The following is a 21,221-nucleotide window of genomic DNA, read 5'->3' as shown; positions in this document are numbered from 1 at the left end:
CTGCCCACCCAACTGACTCGCAGTAGATGCCGTTATGAGGCGTCAAAACGACACCTAATGCGAGTTAGTTGGGCTGCTTACGCGCTCTTCTGGGCCACCAGTTCGATCTCGACCAGCATTTCCGGGTCGAGGAACGGCAGGACGTGGACCAGGGAAAGGGTGGGACGGATCTCGCCGAAGACCTCGCCGTGTGCGCGGCCGGCGTCTTCCCACTTGCTGATGTCCGTCAGGTAAAGCTTGGACTGCACGACGTCGTCGTAAGCGAACCCGGCGTCAGCCAGGACCGCTCCCAGCTTTTCGAGGATGTATTTGGTCTGCGAGTAGAAGTCGTCGCCGACGATCGCGTTCTTGCCGTCAACGGTTCCGGACGCCGCCGTGGCCGAAATGAAGAGTGTATTGTCCACCTGGACCGCACGGGAGTATCCAAGGGTCTGTTCCCAGACCGAGCCCGTGCCGAATGTCTTGCGCATGCCGCGCCTTTCTCAGTTTCCGCACCCGGCCCGATGACCGGGGTTTACGAGGAAACCTTATGGCTGGCGGACATCCTGCCGGTAAACGAATAGTTTTATGTCGGTCCCGGGTACGAACCAATCACGCTCCGGCTCGCGCTCGAATCCGGTCTTGGCGTAGAGGGCATTCGCGCTTTCCCATGTGGCGCCTGTCGTGAGGGAAACGGCGTTGATGCCATCCATGGAACGGGCTTGGTCGACTACTGCCTGGACGAGGGCGCGTCCCGCGCCCGAGCGCTGAACCTCCGGATCAACCACCAAGGTGCGCATTTCGAGTTCGTCAGGAAGGCCAATGTCCGAAAAGTCGCCGCCGGCCCTGGCCGACGTGACGGAGCCGATAACCTGGCCATCGCGCTCGGCGACGAAAACGTCGGCATACCGGGCGCGGCCGGCCACATCGCGCAGCTTCTCCAAGTACGGGTGATCCGGGCTGCCGTAGTAGCCAGCGGTCACGTAAGACGCCATCGTGACTCGGGCTACGGCGTCGTAGTCTTCGGGCAGGGCGGGACGGACGGTAATCTGCGAATGCACTGATCCATGGTAGTCGGGTCCGCGGGGGACGACCTGCCAAAGCGGCGTTTCCGTGACCGAACTATCACCCGGGACCCGACACTCGCTCAGACATACGCCCCAATCCCCCAACGCTCGCTCAGACATACGTGAGCGAGCGTCCAAGGAAAACCCCGGATACGTGAGCGAGCGTCGTAAAATACGACGGCGGCGGGCGGCTTCGCGGCGCCCCGCCCCCGACGCTCGCTCAGATATACGCCTCAATCCCACAACGCTCGCTCAGATATAAGTGAGCGCGGAACTGGGGTCGCTCGCCGCGGCCGGAGCCTGACATCAGGATGTTGGGTGCACGAGTCACCGGCGGGGCCAGTTCCAGGGCGGTCCCTCCAGTGCAGCGAGGTCCTTGATCCTTGTCTCCCCCAGGTCCTTGTACAGCTCATGCTGATGAACGCGTCCGCTCTCCCGCAAGGCAGCGATCAGGGGCGCAGAGTGGGAGACCACAATCAGCTGGCTGCGCTCACCGGCCTGAACGATGAGCTGGGCCAGCGCCGGCATGAGATCCACATGCAGACTGGTTTCCGGCTCGTTGAGAACCATGAGCTCCGGCGGCCTCGGCGTCAGAAGCGCCGCAACCAACATGAGGTAGCGGAGTGTGCCATCGGACAGTTCGGCGGCCGCCATGGCCCGAAGCATACCCGGCTGTTGGAGCTCGACGCTGAAGCGACCATCGACGACGGCGATCCGCAGCCTACTGCCCGGGAAAGCGCTGCCGATCGCGTCGTCGAGCAGACCGTCCTGGCCGGTTTCGCGGAGTGTCTGCAAGGCTGCCGCAAGATCACCCCCGGAATGGTGGAGGACGGGAGTCCTGGTGCCGATTTGCGCCTGACGGGCTGGAGCTTCATGGTCGGTGCGGAAGTGGTCATAGAAACGCCAAGACCGCACCATGTCCCGAACCCTGAGTACCTCCGGGGCCCTGTCATAGTCAGAGACTTCTGTGAGCATGCTTTCGTAAGCGTGCAGGCGACGGGACAGTTCCACCCATTCGCCTTTCCCGCCTCTCAGCCGGGCAACGGCCCCTTTGCGGTCCACGAGCACCGACCCGGGCCTGGCTACCGGGCCGGAAAATACGTGCTCTCGCTTGATCTCCGGATCCCTGTTGAAAGCGGACGGGACGGTCCTGCCAATGGCGTCGTCAAAAGCGCCAGCGGGAACGGGCAGTCCCAGGTCGATCAGGTAGCCGAAGTCATCTCCGGAGAAACCCAGTTTCAGGTTGACGGATGCCTTCCGGACTGTTCCCTGCACCGGCGCTTCACCCCGCCGCATGGCATCGCTGATGGTTTCTGGTCCGGCCCATAACGTTGAGCTGAGCCCCCCATCGCGGGCCAAGGAACCCACCACGTTCGCGGAATCGCTCCCGGCACACTCAGACAGGAGCCGCAAAGCACGGTAAAGCGAGGACTTGCCGCTGCCATTGGAGCCGGTGACCAAGTCCAGGCCATGCAGCTCCATGGTCAGGTCCCGGATGGAACGGTAGTTCGAAATCGCCAGCGTCCGTATCATCGAAGACTCCGCGATCCTAAAGCGGGAACTTGCCCGAGAGCTCAAGGGTTCCCGCGCAGGTCCACGCTTCCAAACGGTCCGCGTCTGTGGGTCCGCCGTCCAGCGGGCTGGTCAGCCGTGGGCGGCGGACCCAGCAGCCGGCTTCCTCGGCGATCAGGGCACCTGCCGCGTAGTCGTGTTCGTTGAGCCCCCGCTCCCCGAAGGCGTCGTGGGTTCCATCGGCCACGAGGCAGAGATCCAATGCGGCGGAGCCGAGCCTGCGGAGATCGGCAAAACCTTCCATGAGGTTTCCGAGCCCGGCGAACTGCTCGGCCCTCGTGGCGGGATCGTAGCTGAACCCGGAGGCCACAATCAGCCCCGTACGGCCCAGCAGCGGTCCGCTCAACTGGGTGCGCTCCCCGTTTTCTTCAAGCCACGCTCCGTGGCCGCGTGCCGCCGAGTAGATGCGTCCAAGCGCCGGGGCGTTGACGACGCCGGCCAGCCAGACGCCGTCGGCATCAGCAACGGCCACGGACGTGGCGTAGTAGACGATATTCCGGATGAAGTTGGTGGTGCCGTCCAGCGGATCGATCGACCATCGGTAGCCACTGGGCTCCTCGGGCCGCGTGGTGCCGTGCTCTTCGCCCGTGATGGTGTCGTGCGGGCGGGCCGCGGTAATTGCGCCCCGCACAGCGTTCTCCGCCGCGACGTCGAAGGCCGTCACCCAGTCGCCGGCGTCACCTTTGTTCACGACGCCGAGGTTCCCGGCCGAGTTGGGGCCCGCAGGCCTGGCCGCGAGCACCTCCGCTCCTGCCGCGGCGGCCGCGTGGGCGACAGCGAGAAGCTCCAAGACATCGGCCGTCATTCGGCGGCGTCCGCTTCCGCCGCGGCAGCGCCAGCCAGAGAAACCGCTGCGTCTTCATCATCCGGAGCCGCGCCGCCGACGGGTTCCAGGACGCCGTCGAGCAATGCCTTGAAGCCGTCCTCGTCCAACACCCGGATGCCAAGCTGCTCTGCCTTGTCCAGTTTGGAGCCTGCGTTCTCCCCGGCCACGACGTAACTGGTGTTCTTGGAAACGGAGCCGGCTGCCTTGCCGCCCCTGATGATGATGGCTTCCTTGGCTTCGTCCCGGCTCAGCGTGGGGAGGGAGCCCGTCACCACGATGGTGAGGCCTTCAAGGTTCCGCTGGATACCGGCGTCGCGTTCGTCAACCATGCGCACACCGGCAGCTGCCCAGCTATCAACGATTTCCTGGTGCCAGTCAACGGCAAACCATTCCTTGAGTGCCGCGGCAATGGTCGGTCCCACCCCGTCGACGTTGGCCAGTTCCTCCTCAGAGGCGGCCCGGATTGCTTCCATGCTGCCAAGAGCGGTGGCCAGGGCGCGGGACGCAGTGGGGCCGACGTGCCGGATGGACAGGGCAACCAGGACGCGCCAGAGGGGTTGCGTCTTGGCTTTCTCGAGTTCCTTGAACAGTTTGTCCGTGGTGGCTGTGGGTTTGGAGGGTGTCTTGGCGGTGGCCTTGGAATAGAAGTAGGGCACCAGTTCGAACGTTCCCGTGCCCACGCCTTTGGAGCGCTTCTCACGGTGGATGCGGACCTCGGCGAGATCCTCCGGTGTGAGGCTGAACAAGGCCGCTTCGCTGCGCAGGGGCGGAGTTTCCGGTTCCGCAGGCTGGGTGAGCGCGATGGCTGCTTCCCACCCCAGTGCCTCAATGTCGAAAGCGCCCCTGCTCGCCACGTGGAAGACACGCTCGCGCAGCTGGGACGGGCAGGACTTCGCGTTGGGACAGCGGATATCGACGTCGCCTTCCTTCGCCGGAGCCAGGGGCGTGTGGCAGGACGGGCATTCCGTGGGCATCACGAACTCACGGACGGGAGGATCCTGCTGGTCTCGCAACGCCAATACCGGCCCGACGATCTCAGGAATGACGTCTCCGGCCTTCCGCAGAATCACGATGTCGCCGATCATGACGCCCTTGGCCTTGACCACGTCCTGGTTGTGCAGGGTAGCCATCTCCACGGTGGATCCGGCCACCTTGACCGGTTCCATCACCCCGTAGGGAGTGACGCGGCCGGTGCGGCCGACGTTGACCTGGATGTCCAGCAGCTTGGTGTGGACTTCCTCCGGCGGGTATTTGTAGGCAACCGCCCAACGAGGCACCCGAGAGGTGTAGCCGAGGGCACGCTGCGTGGCGAAGTCGTCGATTTTGACCACGATGCCGTCGATCTCGTGCAGGAGGTCGTGCCGGTGTTCGCCAAAGTGCTTGATGAAGTCGAGGACCTCCTCGAAGGAGTCCAGAACCTTCAAATAGGGGCTGACCGGCAGGCCCCACTCCTCCAACAGCTTGTACGTTTCCGACTGGCTCGTGGAGTCAAGGCCTTCGCGGGCCCCGATGCCGTGGACGAACATCCTCAACGGACGTTTGGCGGTTTCCGCGGGGTCTTTCTGGCGCAGCGAGCCGGCCGCGGCGTTGCGTGGATTGGCCAACGGCGCCTTGCCGGCTTCGATCAGCGCCTCGTTGAATTCGGCGAAAGCCTTGGACGGAATGAAGACTTCACCCCGGATCTCCACCTCGGACGGAAATCCGCTGCCGCTGAGCTGGCGCGGGATCTCCTTGATGGTGAGCACGTTGTGGGTGATGTCCTCGCCCGTGGTGCCGTCTCCGCGCGTGGCGGCACGTACAAGCTTGCCGTCGCGGTAGAGCAGGTTCACTGCCAGGCCGTCGATCTTCAGCTCCGTCAGCCACGCAATGCGGGTAGCCGCGGTGCCCAGCTTTTCGACCGAAGCCTCAGCCTTGCGGACCCAAGCTTCCAACTCGTCCAGCGAGAAGACATCCTCCAGGCTGTACATTCTCTGGAGGTGCTCGACGGCGGCGAAAGCGGCCGAAACCTCTCCGCCCACTTCCTGCGTGGGCGAATCGTTGGACACGAGCTCGGGATGCAAAGCCTCGAGCTCCTCAAGGCGGCGGTAGAGGGAGTCGAACTCGGCATCCGAAACAGTCGGCGCATCTTCCTGGTAGTACGCATAGCGGTACTTGCGGACGAGGTCTGCGAGGTTTTCGTACTCTTCCCGTACGGCTTCCGTTGGAACTGCGGTTTCGCTCTCTGCTGTGCTCACGTACCTATCTTGCCGCAAAGCAGCGACAAAATAGGGCCCCCGGACGGGAAGCAGGGACCACAAGCAGGAATCAGTGCGAGAAGCGGTGACGGCTCCACAAAGCGAAGGCAATGCCGCCCGCCGCCACCAAAAGCACGCCGCCCATGATGGCGATCACGGCGAACATGTCAGAACCCGGCCCTTTTGTACCGCTCACCGCGGCAGCCTGGGTCGCCTTGAGGCCGTCTTGGATCGGGGTATTCCAATTGGACGACGCCGACGGCGAGGCACTAGCCGTCGGGCTGCCCGACGGGGTAGCCGAGCTCGAGGCTACCGGAGCCTCCGACGGCGCAACGCTGGGTTCCGGCTCCGGGGTCACCTGCGTCATGGGGGCCGGTTCGGGCGCGGCGGGTGCCGGCACAACCGGTGCGGGTGCCGGGACCGCCGGCGCGACGACGGGTGGCTTGGTGGGCGCGGGATCCACGACCTTCGGCTGGGTTGGCGTGGGCTCGGTTGGTGCCGGGTCCGGGGCCGGGGCCGGGGAAACTTGTCCCTGCCCGGGAGGCCCGACGGTCTCGGCATGGGCCGAAAGCAACGGGAAAGCGCACATCACCACAGCCATGGCAATGCCCGCGAGGGCCACGGAGAACGGGCGTCGCACGGCGGTACGGGTCGCGCCGCCAGAGCGCGCGGAGGAGCGTTGTGTCATGTTTACCTCTGCAGGACGGCACAGGCCGCCCGGAGTTGGGGTGGTATTGACCGGAATCTTCCTACAAAGTCCGGGCGTGTCGCAAATCCCGTCCCCCAAAAACGCCATCGGCAGGAGCCTGCACCAGTCCCTTCGGCGTCGTTCTACTCGATCCTGGCATCCACCACAATCGCGGTGACATTGTCCCGTCCGCCACTCAGCAACGCCTCCTGAATGAGGGCATCCACCGCGTCTTGGGGCTTCTCCACCGCGCGCAGGATCCGGGACATGTGCTCGTCGCTCAGCTCCCCGGTGAGTCCGTCCGAGCAGATCAGCATCCGGTCCCCATCCTGGATGGGCAGCAACCAGAAGTCCGCTTCGTTTTCCCCGCCTGTACCGAGGGCGCGGGTCACCACATGGCGGCGCGGATGCACCGTGGCTTCTTCACGCGTGATGCTTCCGGCCTCCACGAGTTCCTGGACTTCCGAATGGTCCACGCTCACCTGCCTGAAATCGCCCCGGCTCAAGCGATACGTGCGCGAATCGCCGACGTTCATGACCAGCCAATATGGAACGCCCATGTGCTCAGCGACAACGACGCCGGTGAGCGTAGTTCCGGCGCGGCCACCCGTGGCATTCCGGATCTGGGAGTCGGCGGCAAGGATGCACTCTTGCATGGCAACAGCGGTCGCCGAGCGGACTCCGGACGCCAATTGGGGCATGCTGCCGAGGGTCCGTACGCACAACGCGCTGGCAATCTCGCCCGCCTCGTGGCCGCCCATGCCGTCAGCGACCGCGAAGACCGGATCCTCCGCGATGAGCGAATCTTCGTTGAGTTCCCGGCTGTGTCCGCGGTCCGTCCCGTAGCCATAGCTCAACGTGAATCCGGGCTCGGGGGAGGTCGCTGCAGAGGGTGAAGTCATCAGTCGAGAACCAGTCCCTTGCCAAGGCCGCGGGCAAGCCGGACGGGGAGGATTTCCCCGAAACCACGAACGTTCTCGGCCGTCTGCGGAACCAGGACGAAGCGTTCGTCCTGGCCTAGCGCTGCTGCCGTCATCTCGTCCACGAGGACCGTGCCGGGTTCGGCCAAGGCGGTGAGGCGGGCCGCGAGGTTGACGGTGGGGCCGTAAATATCGCCGAGGCGGGAAAGGATCCGTCCCCAGACCATGGCGACGCGGGCTTCCGGCAGGATTTCGTCTTCCGTGAAGGCCTGGGCGAGGGCCAAGGAGATCTCAGCGCCGGCGGCCGGCGTCTCGGCGATGTAGAGGACTTCGTCGCCGACGGTCTTGACGAGGCGCCCTCCGCCGATGGAGATGATTTCCGCGCATTTGTTCTCGAAGCGCTGGACCAACTGGGCCAGGGTTTTCTCGTTCATGCGGCGTGACAGGCTCGTGTAGGAGACGAGGTCGGCAAAGCCCACGGCGCGCGCCAAGGGCAAAGGGGCATCGTCTTCGTCCCCTTCGCGGCCGGCTTCGCTCGCCTGAAGACCTGCCTCTGCTCGGACGGCCAGGCGCTGCACACCGGCGTTCATCTGGCGGCGCCACGAGTACAGAAGGATCTCTTCCATGGCGTCGACGAGGTTGGGCAGTTCATTGACCAACTGTTTGCGGGCAACGGCGTCGGGAATGCCTTGCTGCATCACCATGTCTTCGATGAGGGCCTCGACTTGCCACACCACCATCCGGTCGGTCATTTGGCCGATCGCGCGCGTCACGGAAATGGCGGCTTCCTCGGTGAGCTTTCCTGCGCGGACGAGGTCAAGGATGGTGGAAAGCGCAGCGAGGTCGCGCTCAGTGAACGCGACGTCCTGGTCGCCGAAGTTGGGGAAACCCAGCGCTCGCCACAGCTTGCGGGCAGACAACAGCGAGACGCCTGCTCCGGCCGCCACTTCGCGTCGCCGGAGTTTGCGTTCGCCGCCCAGGAGCCTGGTTTCCAGGGCCTTGATGGCAAGCCGTTCTGAAGACAGGGCGCCGGTTGGCGGGGACACTACGGGGAGGACCCCTGTTAGTGCTTGGTCCACGGAAGGTTCGGGCACGGCGTCGGGCTCGTGGTCCATGTACTCAGGCTCCTGCTCGTCAACGCTCATCTCTTCCACCTTCTCTCATATCCCAGGGCAACGCGGCATCCGGGTCGTCAACTGGTCCAGCAAAACTGTCAAAATCGCCGGTTCTCTTGCCCGGCGCCGGGGCCGAACCTGACATTCGCCGGAAGCTCGGCCATGGCATCCAGGATGAAACTTCGAAACTTGCCGACCTCCGGGACATCCGCGAGAACGGCCTCGCCGGGGTGCCCGGTATCCAAGGATATATTCCCGGAGCGCAATATCCGTTGGAGCAGCGATTGTTGAATCCCCACGCTACGCACCGCAGCCAGCGGAACCTGCCAGTCGCCGCGGCGAAGCATTCCGAAACGGGCAACTATCCGGCCGCTTGTCAGGATGTACCGTATGCCGCGCCAGCGGATGAATCGCGGGAGGCTGTAGCCGAGCAGCACGATCGCCACTAGGGCCAGGCACGCGGTAACCAACCATTGGGTCCAGTCGCTTGTGATGACCGGAATCAATTTGCCCGGTCCGCCCTTGACAATCCATGCACAGGCGAACGCGGCGGCAGCGGGGACGAGTATGAATGTCAGGACGGGACCAAAGAGCATCCTGGGCTGCTGCCGCGTGATCACGATGACTTGCTCCCCACGCAGGAGCTCTTTACGCATAACCGCTTTCGGTAGCCCTCAGGTGGACGACGTCGCCGGCGGTCACGACGTGCTCGCGGCCACCATGGTCCACCACTAAAAGGGAACCATATTCATCCAACCTGGACGCATGCCCCACCAATTCGTGGTCGCCGGGCAAATGGGCCTTTACTTCGCGTCCCAAGGTGACCATGACAGCTTCTACCCGCTTGTGCAGGGAGGAGCCGCCGGCCAATCCCGCTGTAGGGTCGCCGTCGGCATTGCAGAAACTGCGGTACAGCGTTGCGAAGCGGGAGAGATAGTTGCGAAGAAGGACAGTGCGGTCCGTGGTGGTGGCACCTTCAAGCAGGAGGGACGTTGCCGTGGGGACAGGCAATTCATCCTCGCCGAGCGTGACGTTGAGGCCGGTACCCAGGATCACCGCCGGAACCGAGCCATCGCCCATCGGCCCCATCTGGGCCAGGATGCCGGCGATCTTTTTGCCCCGGACGAGGACGTCGTTGGGCCACTTGATCTCCGCAGGCAGGCCCGCGGTTTCCAGGAGGGTCTCACGCAAGGCGAGCGCACCCAGGAGGGAGAGCCAGGAGTAGCTCTGGGTCGGGACGGGCAGTCCTTGGGAATTCACGGGGCGCAGGACGATCGAAACGGAAATCGCCGAACGTGCGGGAGATTCCCAATGACGGTCGAGCCGGCCGCGCGCCGCCGTCTGGTGCTCGGCGGTGAGGACTGCGAGGTCGCCCCATTCCTTGGGCTCCGTGGTAACGGCGCGCAGCAGATCAGCGTTGGTGGAACCGGTGGTCTCCACGATCTTCAATTGCGAAATACCGGCGGCCGCGAGGAAGTCGGGATGAAGCAGGGCATCACGGTCCAGGCCCGGGCGCGGGGCACGTGGTTCGGTGCTGGCAGGCTGTTCGACATCCATAGACAGAATCCTATCCAGCCAGGCAGGTCCCGGAAGAAGTTCTCCGCTTAGAGGAAGATATCCGGCACCAGCTTCTCCTCCGGGGCACCCAGACTGTAGGGCCTGAAGTCCGAAACGCCCGCAGCCCGCAACACCTGTTCGTCCGTGTAGAAGTTGCCCGAACTTGCCGAACCGCCTGAGTCTGCGGTCAGGTGCGCGCCGGTCAGGACAGCGTGGGCAGCGTCGGCCATGATGTCCGAGCCTCGGGCGGCTTGGACGATTTGTTCCCCGCCCGGCATATTCCGGATGGCAGCAGTGTCGATCAGGGTGCAAGGCCAGAGCGAGTTGACCAACACGCCGTCGTCCTTGAGTTCTTCGGCCAGTCCCAGCGTGGTGAGGCTCATGCCGTACTTGGCCATGGTGTAGGCCAAGTGCATGCCGGCCCACTTCGGGTCGAGGTTCAACGGCGGCGAAAGAGTCAGGATATGGGCGTTGCCCGATTTCCGCAGGGCCGGAAGCGCGAGCTTGGACAGCAGGAAGGTGCCCCTGACGTTGATGTCCTGCATGAGGTCATAGCGTTTCATGTCAATCGCGTCAGTGCGGGAGAGATCTATCGCCGAGGCGTTGTTGATGACGACGTCGATTCCGCCAAAGCGTTCGACGGCGGCGGCAACCGCCGTGGCAACGTCGTCGTCGTTGCGGACGTCCCCAACGAGCGGCAGCGCCTGTCCGCCCGCTGCTTCCAGTTGCTCGGCGGCCGTGAAGACCGTTCCTTGCAGCTTGGGGTGGGGTTCTCCGGTCTTGGCCATGATGACGATGTTGGCGCCGTCGCGGGCCGCGCGGGTTGCGATTGCCAGGCCGATGCCGCGGCTGCCGCCGGACATCAGGATGGTGCGGCCCTTCAGAGATCCACGTGCCTGGTAGGGAAGGGCAGGGTTTGCAGAAGCATCGTTGCTTGAGGTCATGAGGACACTGTAGCCCAACTATGTTACTGGCGAGTAACATGGCTCGATGCTCGACTTGAAGTCCGAAAATTGTAGGGTTTCTACAGCGGTCTGTGGCTTTTGCGTCATTAGACTAGCCAACAGGGCCCGCACTTTGTACGGATGCTACTTAAGAGCGCATGCCTAACGAAGCAGTGCCAGCGTAAATCAGCTACAGAGCCGGAGATATTTGATGAGCCACGATCTGACAACGACAGCGGGAAAGATTGCCGACTTCCGCGACCGCCAGGCCCGTGCAGAACAACCTTCCGGCCCCGAAGCCATCGAGAAGCAGCATGCCCGCGGCAAGAACACCGCCCGCGAACGCATCGACATGCTCCTCGATGAAGACTCCTTCGTGGAGTTCGACGCTTTGGCCGTCCACCGCTCCACCGCGTTCGGCATGGAGAAGAAAAAGCCGCTCGGCGACGGGGTTGTCTCAGGCTATGGCACCGTTGATGGCCGCCTGGTGGCCATCTACAGCCAGGAATTCAGCGTCTACGGCGGCTCCCTGAGCCAGGTCAACGGCGAGAAGATCGTCAAGGTCCAGGAGTTCGCCCTCCGCAACGGCTGCCCGATGGTGGGCATCAACGACGGCGGCGGCGCGCGCATCCAGGAAGGCGTCGCCTCACTGGCGATGTTCGCCGACATCTTCCGCAACAACGTCCATTCTTCCGGCGTCGTCCCCCAGATTTCCCTCATCATGGGCCCGTGCGCCGGCGGCGCCGCCTACTCCCCCGCCCTCACCGACTACGTGGTGATGGTGGACAAGACCTCCCACATGTTCATTACCGGCCCAGACGTCATCAAGACCGTCACCGGCGAAGACGTGGACATGGAAACCCTCGGCGGCGCGCGCCAGCACAACGCCACCACCGGCACTGCGACGTACCTCGCCAGCGACGAAGCCGATGCGATCGAGTTCGTGCGCGAACTCCTGGACTTCCTGCCGTCCAACAACCTCTCCGAGGCACCCGTGCTGGAGCACGAGCAAGAGCTGGAGCTCGACGACGACGACCTCGCCCTGGACGCGCTCATCCCGGACTCGGCCAACCAGCCCTACGACATGCGCAAGGTCATCGAGCAGATCGTGGATGACGCCCATTTCCTCGAAATGCAGTCGCTCTACGCCCCCAACGTGATCATCGGCTATGGCCGGGTTGAAGGCCACACCGTCGGGATCGTGGCCAACCAGCCCATGCAGTTCGCCGGCACGCTGGACATCTCCGCTTCGGAAAAGGCAGCCCGCTTTGTCCGCCACTGCGATGCCTTCAATGTTCCGATCATCACTTTGGTGGACGTCCCCGGCTTCCTGCCCGGCAAGGACCAGGAATTCCAGGGCATCATCCGCCGCGGGGCCAAGCTGCTTTACGCGTACGCCGAGGCCACCGTGCCCAAACTGACGGTCATCACCCGCAAGGCCTACGGCGGAGCGTACATCGTGATGGGCTCCAAGAAGCTTGGGGCCGACCTCAACCTGGCCTGGCCCACGGCCCAGATCGGCGTCATGGGCGCCCAAGGTGCCGTGAACATCCTGTACCGCCGCGACCTTGCCGCCGTCGCCGAGGCCGGTGGCGACGTCGAAGGCAAGCGCGCCGAGATCATCCGCCAGTACGAGGAAGAACTCCTCAACCCCTACCAGGCGGCCGAGCTTGGCTACGTCGACGCCGTCATCGTGCCGTCGGAGACCCGCATCCAGATCATCAAGGGCCTTCGTGCGCTTCGCGACAAGCGCGCCAGCCTGCCCACCAAGAAGCACGGAAACATCCCTCTGTGAGCGCCGGACAGAACCTTCCTGACTCCGGGCCTGATTCCACTGACGTGGAGCCGGCGCAACCGTTGCTTTCGGTCGTCAAGGGAAACCCGACGCCGGAAGAGCTCGCGGCGCTTGCCGCCGTCGTCGCCTCCCTTGGATCGCCGGAGGAAGCCGAAACTCCCAAACCCAGCACGCGGCACTGGCTGCGACGGCAGCAACTGCGCATGGACCCCACTCCGGGGCCAGGCGCCTGGAAGCGCAGCCGGGGTTAAGTTCTGTGGTGCCCCAACTGAGTCGCATTTAATGTCGTTTTGAAGGCTCAAAACGACAACAACTGCGAGCTAGTTGGGTTGGCCTCCGAGACATCTGCAACAACCCTTTCACAAGAGTCTTGTCGCGGTTAGGCTCTTGGGGTGACTACTCCTAACACAGCTCCGGCACGCCTCCAGACTGCCATCGATGCGGTCGCCGACGCCTACACGGACACCCTTCTTGCCCTCAACCCGACCCTCGCCACCACCCTGGGCCTGCCCGGACACGAAACCGAGTACCAGGACTTCTCGCCTGCCGGCGCGGAGGCATTTGCCCAGGCAGCGCGCCGAACCCTCGATGAGCTGGCTGCCCTCGCACCGGCGGACGCTTCCGATGTCGTCACCCTTGACGCGATGCGGGAACGGCTCGGACTGGCCCTCGAGATCCACGAGTCAGGCTGGGACGCCGCGGACCTGAACAACATCGAGTCTCCGGCCCAAACCATCCGCGCGATCTTCGACCTCATGCCCACCGACACTGCCGAACACTGGGGGCACATCGCCGGCCGCGCGGCCAACATTGCTGAAGCGATCGACGGGTACATTGTTTCCCTTCGTTCAGCCAAGGAGGCAGGGAGAGTCTCCGCAGCCCGCCAAGTCAAGATCGTCATCGAACAGACCAGCAAATACGCGGCCGAGGACGGCTTCTTCGCCAAGCTCGCTTCGGAAGCATCCCTCGATGGGCAGCCGCTGCCGGTGGAACTGCAGGAAGAGCTCGACGCCGGTGCCGCCGTCGCGCGCTCCGCTTACTTGCGCCTCGCCGCCTTCCTCGAAGCGGAGCTTCTGCCCTTTGCTCCCGAAAAGGACGCGGTGGGCCGCGAACGCTACGCCCTGGCCTCACGTTTGTTCCTCGGAGCAACCGTGGACCTGGAGGAAACATACGCCTGGGGCGTGCAGGAACTCGACAGGATTATTGCCGAACAGGAGCGCGTAGCCGAGCAAATCAAGCCTGGCGCGTCCATCGAGGAAGCCAAAGCCATCCTCGACAACGATCCCGAGCGGCAAATCAAGGGCACCGATGCCCTCAAGGCTTGGATGCAGGACCTCTCCGACCGCGCAGTAGCCGAACTGGCCGACGTGCACTTCGAGATCCCGGACATCATGAAGACGCTCGAATGCCGCATTGCGCCCACGGACGAAGGCGGCATTTACTACACAGGTCCCTCTGACGACTTCTCCCGGCCCGGGCGCATGTGGTGGTCTGTCCCCGCCGGCGAAGATACCTTCACCACCTGGGCCGAAACCACCACGGTGTTCCACGAAGGCGTCCCCGGCCACCACCTCCAGGTGGCCACCGCCGTCTATCGCCGCGAACTCCTCAACAACTGGCGACGGAACGTCTGCTGGGTGTCCGGGCACGGTGAAGGCTGGGCCCTCTATGCCGAAAAGCTCATGCTGGAGCTCGGCTACCTCAAGGACCCGGGCGACCACATGGGCATGCTGGACATGCAGCGCATGCGCGCTGCCCGCGTCGTGTTCGATATCGGCGTCCACCTTGAGCTGGAAGTTCCCGAACGCTGGGGCAGCGGCACCTGGACCTCTGAAAAGGGCTTCGAATTCCTCAAGGCCAACCTTCCCATCAGCGCGGGCCAGCTCCAGTTCGAATTCACCCGGTACCTCGGCTGGCCGGGGCAGGCTCCGTCGTACAAGGTAGGGCAACGGCTATGGGAAGAAATCCGGGCTGAACTCGAACGCCGCGACGGATTCGACCTGAAGGCCTTCCACACGGATGCGCTGAATATCGGCTCGGTTGGCCTGGATACTCTCAAGCGCGCTTTGCTGGGTTGACCCAACTCCCCGCCCGGAGGGCGGACATCCTCTGCGTGCTCGCTCGTTCCTCGCTTAGACGCACGCTGCCGGATGCCCGTCCTCCGGGCTTCGCGACCCAACAATTCGCTCCCATATCGAAGCCCAAACGCTGTTACATTCCCCACATTTGCTCCGGGAATAACTTCATAAATGGGTGGATTGGCCACGAATTCGTGGGCCTCTTTTGTAGTGGGTTGAATTTGGGAATGTAACATTTCTCAACGTCGGGTCGCGGTGGTATTTGTCGGGGCCTAGTTTGTTCCGGTGAGCAATTCATCCAACACTTTGACTTCCGCCGGAAAGACTGGGTCCCGGCTTCCCAAGTGGGCAACGTCTTTCGGCGTCCAGATCATCGCGGCCCTGGTGATCGGCCTGGCGCTCGGTCTCCTGGCCAAAGCCACCGGCAGCACCACGAAGACTCCCAACGGGCTCGGCGCCACGCTGCAGACCATCGGCTCGAGCTACGTCTCGCTGCTGCAGACCGCCGTCGTGCCCTTGATCTTCACCGCTGTAGTGAGCTCCATCGCGAACCTCCGCCAAGTGTCCAATGCAGCGAAATTGGCATGGAACACTTTGCTCTGGTTCGCCATCACCTCGCTCATCGCAGTGATGATCGGCATCGGACTTGGAGTGCTCCTGCAGCCGGGCTCCGGCACCGGCATCACCAAGAAGGCCGCATACGCCGGAAAGACCGGCGACTGGTGGGCGTTCCTCACCGGCCTCTTCCCCAAGAACTTCCTGGGCATCGGCGCGAGCACGAGCGTCACGGACGGCGTCGCCAGCACGTCGATCAGCTTCAACGTGCTGCAGATCCTGGTGATCGCCATCGCCGTCGGCGTCGCCGCCCTCAAGGTCGGCAAGCAGGCCGAACCGTTCCTGAACCTCAACGCTTCTGCCCTTGCGGTCATCCAGAAGGTCCTCTGGTGGATCATCCGCATCGCCCCGCTGGGTACTATCGGCCTGATCGGCAACGCCGTGGCTGTTTACGGTTGGGACACCATCGGTTCGCTCGGCAAGTTCACGGTGGCCATCTACGCGGGCCTGGCCCTGGTGCTCTTCGTCGTCTACCCGATCCTGGTCAAGGCCCATGGACTGTCCGTCAAGCAGTACTTCTCGGGCGTGTGGCCGGCCGTGCAGCTGGCATTCGTCTCGCGTTCCTCGATAGGCACGCTGCCGCTCACGCAGCGCGTCACCGAACGCAACCTCGGAGTTCCCCAGGGTTACGCATCCTTCGCCGTGCCGCTCGGCGCCACCACCAAGATGGACGGTTGCGCCGCCATCTACCCGGCCGTTGCCGCGATCTTCGTTGCCCAGTTCTTCGGCATCAACCTGGACTTCAGCCAGTACTTGCTGATCGTGGTGGTTTCGGTCCTTGGTTCGGCAGCAACGGCAGGCACCACGGGCGCCGTCGTCATGCTCACGCTGACCCTGTCCACGCTGGGACTGCCGCTCGCCGGCGTCGGGCTCCTCCTTGCGATCGACCCGATCCTGGACATGGGCCGCACGGCCGTCAACGTCGCAGGACAAGCGCTGGTTCCGGCCATCGTCGCCAAACGGCAGGGAATCCTGGACGAATCGCTCTACAACGCGCCACGCAAGGGAACAGCGTTCGCAGCCGAGACCGAGTCTGCGGAAGCATCCGGAGACACACGCGAGCTCGCTGACGCCAAGGCCTAGCGGAGGCCCATCGTCGCGCGGACGAATCCCCGGGGAATGCCCCGGGGATTCGTCCTTTTAACAGGGGTGGATTCTGGATAGGCTCTGTCCATGCTGATTGTCACCTCAAACAAGATTCCGGGCCACAGGATCGACGCCGTCTTCGGCGAAGTCATGGGCCTCACCGTCCGCTCCCGGGATCTCGGCTCCCAAATGATTGCCGGTTTCCGCTCCCTCGGCGGCGGCGAACTGCCCGAAATGACCAAGGCACTCTATGAAAGCCGCCAGGAGGTCATGGCCCGTATGGTCAGCGAGGCACAGCAGCGCGGCGCCAACGCTATTGTCGCCATGCGCTTCGACACGTCCGAGATGGGCGGCAACTGGACCGAAGTGTGCGCCTACGGGACCGCAGTGTTCGCCATCCCCCTCGCCGAAGGCGAGCCCGGCGCTACTGGCCAGTCGATCTACCTGACCAGCACCGCTGCCCAGCAGCCCGCACAGCCCGCGACGTCGGCCGCGCCCCGGGAAGACACGGCACCGCCGGAGATTTAACTTGCCCTGAGTGCAAAGTTGCACTTAGTGTAAGTACGTGACAACCTCCGACACCGCCGCCCTGCCCTCGCGCCGGGAACAGAACAAACTGGCTACCCGCCGAGCAATCGCGGATGCGGCCCTCGCCATGCTGCGCAGCAGGGGCGCCGGCAATTTCACGGTGGAGGACCTCGCGGAAGAGGCCGGCGTATCCCGGCGCACGTTCTTCAACTACTTCCCCAGCCTCGAGGCGGCGTTGGCCTCGGTGACCGAGGGCTTCCTGGACCATGCCCTGGAACAATTCCGCCTGCGCCCGTCGGACGAACCCATCCTCGATTCCGCCCGGGCCGCCCTCATGGCACTGGCTGACCCCATGACGGTTTCCCCCATGGCCGAGCTCTTCAGCCTGACCCACGACAACCGCGCCCTGGTGCGTTCCGAACTCGAAGCCTGGGACCACTGCACCATGCAGATCATCGACGCCGCGCGTCTTCGCCTCGGCCCGGATGTCGATGAGCTCTATTTGCGGGCCTTGGCCGGGTCTATCATTTCGTGCGGCAAGGCAGCCATGAGCGTCTGGTTCGAACAACACGGCCCGGACCTTTCCCCTGATTCCCTCGCGAGCCTGCGGCAGTACTTGATCGACGCCATTGGCCTGCTCGGTTCGGGCTTCACGACACCCGCCCCTCGAAGCCCGGCGTCGCGCGGCACTCAGCCCGCGGCTGACCCACAACACTCGGCATAACCACACACCGACAGATCGGTTCCAATATGGCACTCCTGCTCTACCGCCTTGGCAAGTTCTCCTACCGTCGCCGCTGGCTGGTGATCTCCCTCTGGCTGGCCGTGCTCGTGGCAGTCGGCGGCTCCGCAGCCGCCTTCCACGGCACCATGTCCAACAACTTCCAGATCCCGGGTACCGAGACCCAGCAGATGCTGGACAAGCTCAAAAAGGACCTTCCGGCTTCTTCGGGTGGTTCCGCGGGGATCGTCTTCGAAGCCGGCGACGCCGGATTCAACCAGGCCGGCAAGGACGCCATCGCGTCGGCCCTCGCCCAGCTGGAAAAACTGCCCGATGTGCAGTCAACGGTCAACCCGTTCACGACCCAAGCCACCTTGGACAAGGCACCGTCCGATATTGCTGCCGGGGAACAGAAAGCCGCCGCCGGGCAAGCTGAGCTGGACAAGGCGCGGGCCACGCTCGATGCGGGCGATGCCCAACTGAAGGCCGCCGAGCAGCAAATGACCGCTGCGGGCATGCCCGCTGCGCAGATCCAGGCCCAGTTCGCCCCGCAGAAGGCCGAACTTCTGGCCGGACGCCAAAAACTCGACGCCGGCCAGAAACAAGCCACTGACGGTGCCGCCGCCCTTGCGTTGGCCAAGCGCCAGGTGACAGCGTCCCAAGGCATGCGTTTCGTCTCCCAGGACGGTAAAGCGGCGATCGCCCAGGTCCAGTTCAAGACATCGATCAACGGCCTGACCCCCGCCGTCCGGCAGCAAGTCCAGGACATCGTCCACGGAGTCTCCTCGGCAGGTGTCACGGCCCTGGCCAGCAAGGAAATCACCGAGGACGTCTCCCAGTTGTTCGGAGTCTCCGAAATCATTGGCATCGCCGTGGCTGCGATCGCCCTCATCGTGATGCTGGGAACGCTCGTCGCCGCCGGCCTGCCCCTCCTGATGGCGATCATTGGCGTGGCCGTTGGCGTCGGCGGAACCTTTGCCCTCACCGGCGTCATCGACATGAGTTCCATCTCCCCGATGCTCGCGCTCATGTTGGGCCTCGCCGTCGGAATCGATTACTCGCTCTTCATCGTCAACCGCCACCGCGGGCAATTGCTTTCAGGGATGGACGCCGAGGAATCTGTCGCCCTTGCCACCGGCACCTCAGGCAACGCCGTTCTCTTCGCGGGTCTCACCGTCGTCATCGCGCTTGCCGCGCTGGTCGTTCCGGGGCTCCCGTTCCTGGCCGTCATGGGCCTGTCGGCCGCCGCGACAGTTGCAGTCGCCGTCGTCGTCTCCCTGACCCTGACCCCGGCGGTCCTCTCGCTGGTGGGCCGCAAGCTGATCTCGAAGCGGGCGTGGGCGAAGGCGGAGCGCCACAACGCGGAGCCGGAGCATGCCTCGGCGGACCGCGCCGAGGACCAGCGGCGAAGCAGCCGTGGGTGGGGCGGGCTCGTGACCCGGCACCCGGTGGTCTCGCTGCTTGCCGGCGTCGTGCTGCTCGGGGTGCTGGCCCTCCCGGCTTCCCAGCTGCGCCTCGCTTTGCCCGACGGCGGTTCGGAACCGGTCGACTCGCAAGCGTTCAAGGCCTATGACCTCACCCGGACGAGCTTCGGCGAGGGCATGACCGGCCCCATCGTGGTTGTCGGTACTTTCCCGTCCGGGCTCAGCGACGACCAGGCCAAGACCAAGCAGTTCGACGTCGCGGACAAGCTGCGCAGCGTGGACAACGTCGTGGCGGCCGTTCCGGTAGCCCTCAGCCCGGATCACCGCACGGCCGTTTTCCAGGTCATCCCCAAGGACGGCCCCGCGAGTGCCAGCACCGTCCAGGTGGTCTCGGAACTGCGTGCCAAGGGTTCCGAAATCCAGCAGGCCACAGGCGCCACCATCGGGCTGACGGGGCAGACAGCCGGTAACATCGACGTCTCGGCGAAGCTCGGTGCCGCGTTACCGCCATACTTGGCGATCGTCGTCGGGCTCTCGCTGGTCCTCCTGCTCCTCGTGTTCCGCTCGATCGTCGTCCCGCTGCTCGCTACCGGCGGATTCCTGCTCTCGCTCGCGGCAGCGTTCGGCGCCGTGGTGGCCGTGTACCAGTGGGGCTGGCTGGGCACCGTGTTCGACGTGCCCAATCCCGGAGCCGTGCTGAGCTTCCTGCCGATCATCCTGATTGGTGTGCTGTTCGGCCTGGCCATGGACTACCAGGTGTTCATCACCTCAGGCATGCGTGAATCGTTCATGCACGGTGAGAACGCGAAGCAGGCGGTCCGAAGCGGCTTCAGCCATGCCTCAGCGGTAGTCACGGCCGCCGCCATCATCATGGTCAGCGTGTTCGCCGGCTTCATCTTCAGCCACCTGACCATGGTCCGGCCGCTCGGTTTCGCGATGGCGTTCGGCGTGCTCGTGGATGCGTTCGTGGTGCGAATGACCATCGTTCCTGCCGTGATGTACCTGTTGGGCGAGAAGGCCTGGTGGCTGCCGCGGTGGCTGTCCCGGATCCTGCCCGACGTCGATGTCGAGGGCGCCAAGCTGCAGCGCACGACGGCGGCAGGCGGGGCCAAGGAGCTGGTCCACTAAGCGCCTGGTCGTCTTGAGGCGGGCGTCGGTTCTGTGTCCGGAACCGACGCCCGCTCACCTTTAATGCCCTTTCCCCAAACGCCCGCTCACCTCGGTGAGCGAGCGTCCGGCCAAACACCCACATAAGTGAGCGAGCGTCGGTGGAAGGCGCCGCGTATTACGCTTGAGCCGTGACCCGATTGATCCTGGCTTCCCAATCCCCCGCCCGCACCAAGCTCCTCACCGAGGCCGGCATCAACCACGAGGTGCTCGTCTCGGACGTGGACGAGGATGCCGTGCAAGCCCGGTACGGGGTGACAGACGCGCATGACACCGCTCTCCTCCTCGCTCGAGCCAAGGCCGAGGCCGTTGCCTCCCTTCCGGATGCTGAGGGCGCCTTGGTGATCGGCTGCGATTCCGTGTTCGAATTCGACGGCGAGTCGCACGGGAAGCCGTACACGGTGGACGTGGCCAAGGAACGGATGCTGCGCATGAGCGGCTCCAAGGGGGTACTCCACACCGGGCACTGGCTCGTGGACTGCCGCGAAACCGCAGCCGACATGAACGACGGCGAGACGGCCGTCGGCACCGGAGCAACAGTCGGCGCCGTATCCAGCGCAGAAGTCCACTTTGCCGAGATGAGCGAGAAAGACATCGACGCCTACATCGCAACCGGCGAGCCCCTGCACTGCGCCGGTTCGTTCACGATCGACGGCTTGGGCGGGGCCTTCATCCGCAAGGTGGACGGCGACCCGCACGCCGTCGTCGGGCTCTCCATTTCGACCCTCCGCGATCTGCTGGGGCAGGCGAACGTTGGAATCACCGAACTCTGGACCCACAACGGTTCCGAAGGGACCAACGAATAGGGACGCGCCGAGGCGCCGGCTTGATAGCCGGATTCCGGTCTTTGTAGCAACCCTACAAAGACAGGCCGTCTCACACACGGAATCCCCCATCAATATGGG

General features: G+C 64.3%; 19 protein-coding genes. 8 read left to right on the top strand and 11 right to left on the bottom strand.

What is annotated here, in order from left to right; genetic code table 11:
• Positions 1-77: 77 nt before the first annotated feature.
• The 11 genes from ACSKT0_RS06290 to ACSKT0_RS06240 form a co-directional block, all read right to left on the bottom strand.
• A complete protein-coding gene (locus ACSKT0_RS06290) occupies positions 78-470 on the bottom strand; it encodes a RidA family protein (RefSeq protein ID WP_437772992.1) in 393 nt (130 codons plus the stop codon).
• 57 nt (positions 471-527) lie between these two features.
• A complete protein-coding gene (locus ACSKT0_RS06285) occupies positions 528-1,040 on the bottom strand; it encodes a GNAT family N-acetyltransferase (protein ID WP_437772991.1) in 513 nt (170 codons plus the stop codon).
• Positions 1,041-1,373: 333 nt separating this feature from the next.
• Entirely contained in the window at positions 1,374-2,579 is a 1,206-nt protein-coding gene (locus tag ACSKT0_RS06280) for an AAA family ATPase (protein WP_437772990.1), read from the bottom strand.
• Between the two features lie 16 nt (positions 2,580-2,595).
• On the bottom strand, positions 2,596-3,423 hold the full coding sequence (locus tag ACSKT0_RS06275; RefSeq protein WP_437772989.1) for an inositol monophosphatase family protein: 828 nt from the start codon (positions 3,421-3,423) through the stop codon (positions 2,596-2,598).
• Complete coding sequence (ligA, locus tag ACSKT0_RS06270) at positions 3,420-5,678, bottom strand: NAD-dependent DNA ligase LigA (protein WP_437772988.1); 2,259 nt, start codon at positions 5,676-5,678, stop codon at positions 3,420-3,422. Before ligA ends, ACSKT0_RS06275 begins: the two co-directional genes overlap by 4 nt.
• 70 nt (positions 5,679-5,748) lie before the next feature.
• Complete coding sequence (locus ACSKT0_RS06265; RefSeq protein WP_437772987.1) at positions 5,749-6,366, bottom strand: hypothetical protein; 618 nt, start codon at positions 6,364-6,366, stop codon at positions 5,749-5,751.
• Between the two features lie 143 nt (positions 6,367-6,509).
• The gene (locus ACSKT0_RS06260) at positions 6,510-7,268 is read right to left on the bottom strand and encodes a PP2C family protein-serine/threonine phosphatase (RefSeq protein ID WP_437772986.1); all 759 of its coding nucleotides are present in this window, start codon (positions 7,266-7,268) and stop codon (positions 6,510-6,512) included.
• Positions 7,268-8,431: an adenylate/guanylate cyclase domain-containing protein gene (locus ACSKT0_RS06255; protein WP_437772985.1), complete on the bottom strand. Its 1,164-nt coding sequence runs from the start codon at positions 8,429-8,431 to the stop codon at positions 7,268-7,270. Before ACSKT0_RS06255 ends, ACSKT0_RS06260 begins: the two co-directional genes overlap by 1 nt.
• Before the next feature lie 68 nt (positions 8,432-8,499).
• Positions 8,500-9,057 (bottom strand): PH domain-containing protein, encoded by a 558-nt coding sequence (locus ACSKT0_RS06250; RefSeq protein WP_437772984.1) that lies wholly within the window; start codon positions 9,055-9,057, stop codon positions 8,500-8,502.
• A complete protein-coding gene (locus ACSKT0_RS06245) occupies positions 9,050-9,958 on the bottom strand; it encodes a biotin--[acetyl-CoA-carboxylase] ligase (protein WP_437772983.1) in 909 nt (302 codons plus the stop codon). Before ACSKT0_RS06245 ends, ACSKT0_RS06250 begins: the two co-directional genes overlap by 8 nt.
• A 47-nt stretch (positions 9,959-10,005) precedes the next feature.
• A complete protein-coding gene (locus ACSKT0_RS06240; protein ID WP_437772982.1) occupies positions 10,006-10,902 on the bottom strand; it encodes an SDR family oxidoreductase in 897 nt (298 codons plus the stop codon).
• 211 nt (positions 10,903-11,113) lie between these two features.
• On the opposite strand from ACSKT0_RS06240, the gene ACSKT0_RS06235 reads away from it, so the two are divergent.
• The 8 genes from ACSKT0_RS06235 (at position 11,114) to ACSKT0_RS06200 (ending at position 21,122) form a co-directional block, all read left to right on the top strand.
• Positions 11,114-12,697: an acyl-CoA carboxylase subunit beta gene (locus ACSKT0_RS06235; RefSeq protein WP_437772981.1), complete on the top strand. Its 1,584-nt coding sequence runs from the start codon at positions 11,114-11,116 to the stop codon at positions 12,695-12,697.
• Positions 12,694-12,948 carry an acyl-CoA carboxylase subunit epsilon gene (locus ACSKT0_RS06230; RefSeq protein WP_437772980.1) on the top strand — a complete coding sequence of 85 codons (255 nt, stop codon included), beginning with the start codon at positions 12,694-12,696 and terminating at the stop codon, positions 12,946-12,948. Before ACSKT0_RS06235 ends, ACSKT0_RS06230 begins: the two co-directional genes overlap by 4 nt.
• Positions 12,949-13,089: 141 nt before the next feature.
• Complete coding sequence (locus ACSKT0_RS06225; protein ID WP_437772979.1) at positions 13,090-14,775, top strand: DUF885 domain-containing protein; 1,686 nt, start codon at positions 13,090-13,092, stop codon at positions 14,773-14,775.
• Between the two features lie 285 nt (positions 14,776-15,060).
• Complete coding sequence (locus ACSKT0_RS06220) at positions 15,061-16,473, top strand: dicarboxylate/amino acid:cation symporter (RefSeq protein WP_437772978.1); 1,413 nt, start codon at positions 15,061-15,063, stop codon at positions 16,471-16,473.
• Between the two features lie 90 nt (positions 16,474-16,563).
• Positions 16,564-17,004 carry a YbjQ family protein gene (locus ACSKT0_RS06215; protein WP_437772977.1) on the top strand — a complete coding sequence of 147 codons (441 nt, stop codon included), beginning with the start codon at positions 16,564-16,566 and terminating at the stop codon, positions 17,002-17,004.
• Between the two features lie 37 nt (positions 17,005-17,041).
• Complete coding sequence (locus tag ACSKT0_RS06210) at positions 17,042-17,728, top strand: TetR/AcrR family transcriptional regulator (protein WP_437772976.1); 687 nt, start codon at positions 17,042-17,044, stop codon at positions 17,726-17,728.
• Positions 17,729-17,754: 26 nt separating this feature from the next.
• A complete protein-coding gene (locus tag ACSKT0_RS06205; RefSeq protein WP_437772975.1) occupies positions 17,755-20,277 on the top strand; it encodes an MMPL family transporter in 2,523 nt (840 codons plus the stop codon).
• A 170-nt stretch (positions 20,278-20,447) separates the two neighbouring features.
• A complete protein-coding gene (locus ACSKT0_RS06200; protein WP_437772974.1) occupies positions 20,448-21,122 on the top strand; it encodes a Maf family protein in 675 nt (224 codons plus the stop codon).
• The last annotated feature ends 99 nt before the right edge of the window (positions 21,123-21,221 follow it).

Source organism: Arthrobacter sp. KNU40 (assembly GCF_051515115.1).
In the GTDB taxonomy this organism is placed as follows: domain Bacteria; phylum Actinomycetota; class Actinomycetes; order Actinomycetales; family Micrococcaceae; genus Arthrobacter.
Note: the sequence above shows the minus strand (reverse complement) of the source record. Positions and strands in the feature narration are given on the sequence as shown.